This window comes from Flintibacter sp. P01028 (assembly GCF_041925235.1).
GTDB classification, from domain to species: Bacteria; Bacillota; Clostridia; order Oscillospirales; family Oscillospiraceae; genus Lawsonibacter; species Lawsonibacter aceti.
Genome location: NZ_JBHEVC010000024.1, coordinates 1 through 2,004 on the forward strand (window position 1 = coordinate 1; position 2,004 = coordinate 2,004).

Here is a 2,004-nt window from a genome sequence, read left to right on the forward strand (position 1 = left end):
CATTCAGCTGGAAAAGTATCGTTATCTTTTTCAATGCGCAAAGGAAAGCAATGATTTTGATTCATTTATGAAATTCGCAGTGTAGTTTTGTGCAATTTTTCAAATTTGCTCATTTATAGCTATCAAGTACGATTTCGTACATTTTTTATATCAGGAGGATTTTTATGCATATTGAATTATCGGAGCATTTCACTTACAGCAAACTGCTCCGCTTCACATTCCCATCCATCATTATGATGGTGCTGAACTCCATCTATGGTGTTGTAGATGGATTTTTTATCTCAAACTTTATCGGCGCAGAGCCTTTTGCTGCGGTCAACATTGTCATACCGTTCCTGATGATCTTCGGTGCGGTCGGATTTATGATCGGAACCGGAGGCAGTGCACTCGTTGCCTACACTTTGGGCGTTGGCGATAAGAAGAAAGCGAACGAGATCTTTTCTCTGCTTGTTTATCTGCTGGTCGGTCTGGGACTTCTGCTTACCGTAATTAGTGAGATCTTTGTCGGACCGATCTCGCAGTTTCTGGGTGCAGATGCCGAAATGCTCCCATATTGTGTGACTTACGGCAGGATCCTGATGATTGCTCTTGTTCCGTTTATGCTTCAGAATGTATTTCAGAGTTTTCTTGTCACAGCGGAGCGTCCGCAGCTTGGACTTGTTACAACATTGGTATCCAGTGTGTTAAACATCGTGCTGGATGCATTGTTTATCGCAGTATTTCGATGGGGAGTGGCAGGTGCCGCATCTGCTACAGCACTCAGCCAGACGATCGGCGGCATTGTACCACTGACCTTTTTTATCATGTCAAGGAGCAGTAAACTTCGTCTTGGAAAAACACATATGGATCTGCGTGCGATCACAAAAGCCTGTACAAACGGTGCTTCCGAGTTTATGACAAATGTGTCTATGTCAATCGTAAATATGCTGTATAACTGGCAGCTGATGCGAATGCTCGGCACAAATGGTGTTGCGGCATATGGCGTGATCATGTATGTGAACGATATTTTTCTGTCTATTTATATCGGCTATTCGATGGGAAGCGCACCGATCGTAGGCTACCATTATGGCGCAGAAAACAGAGACGAACTGAAGAATCTCTTCAAAAAAAGCCTCAGGATCATTCTGGTCATGAGCATAGTTCTGACCATAGCGGCAGAACTTCTGGCAAGACCGCTGTCGATGATCTTTGTAAGCTACGATACGGAACTTTTGGAAATGACAACCTATGCATTTGCCGTATATTCCATTTCCTTCTTTGTTTCAGGGTATAATATTTATGCATCATCGTTCTTCACTGCACTGAACGACGGATTTACTTCCGCGACGATTTCTTTTGGAAGAACGCTGATTTTTCAAGTGATCTGTGTTCTGGTACTTCCGATCCTGTTCGGACCATATGGGATCTGGTATGCAGTGATCGCGGCAGAAATTTTTGCACTGATCCTGTCGATCTTCTTCCTGATGCGCAACAGGAAAAAATATGGATATATTTGATGGGAGGCGTAGTTCATGGACTCAAGATTTAAAGAATGGGTTTATATTGAAGGTCTGATGCAGAGTGCCTACCATGAGGCTGCACTCAAGATGAATCTCTCAGACAGTGAATTCTGGATTTTGTATGTTTTTAATTTTCATCAGGAAGGCTGCAACCAGAGCGTTCTCTACAAAGAAGCCTGCCTGACAAAATCCACTGTAAATTCAGCAATCCGTAAGATGGAGCAGAAAGACCTCCTCTACCTTACCCCAGGAGAAGGCCGCAATACAATGGTCTTCCTCACCGAAAAAGGCCGTAAACTGATGGAAGACACCGTCTACAAAGTCATCCAGATCGAAAACACGATCTACGATACCTGGACACCTGAGGAACAGAAACTTTTTATGAAACTATAAATGAGCAAGTTCGTGATTTTGCATAAAAGAAAGACACCTCGATTCCATGTGTTGTATAATGAAAGTGCCAAAACAAACATTTGCAACATTTACGAAAGAAGGTGTCTCTCGC

General features: G+C 43.0%; 2 protein-coding genes. Both read left to right on the forward strand.

Annotated elements, in window-relative coordinates; all coding sequences use genetic code 11:
* The first annotated feature begins 164 nt into the window (after positions 1–164).
* Positions 165–1,496, forward strand: coding sequence for an MATE family efflux transporter (locus ACEVJK_RS14395; protein WP_098924878.1), 1,332 nt, complete (start codon positions 165–167; stop codon positions 1,494–1,496).
* Positions 1,497–1,511: 15 nt separating this feature from the next.
* The gene (locus ACEVJK_RS14400) at positions 1,512–1,892 is read left to right on the forward strand and encodes a MarR family winged helix-turn-helix transcriptional regulator (RefSeq protein WP_118567231.1); all 381 of its coding nucleotides are present in this window, start codon (positions 1,512–1,514) and stop codon (positions 1,890–1,892) included.
* Positions 1,893–2,004 lie beyond the last annotated feature (112 nt).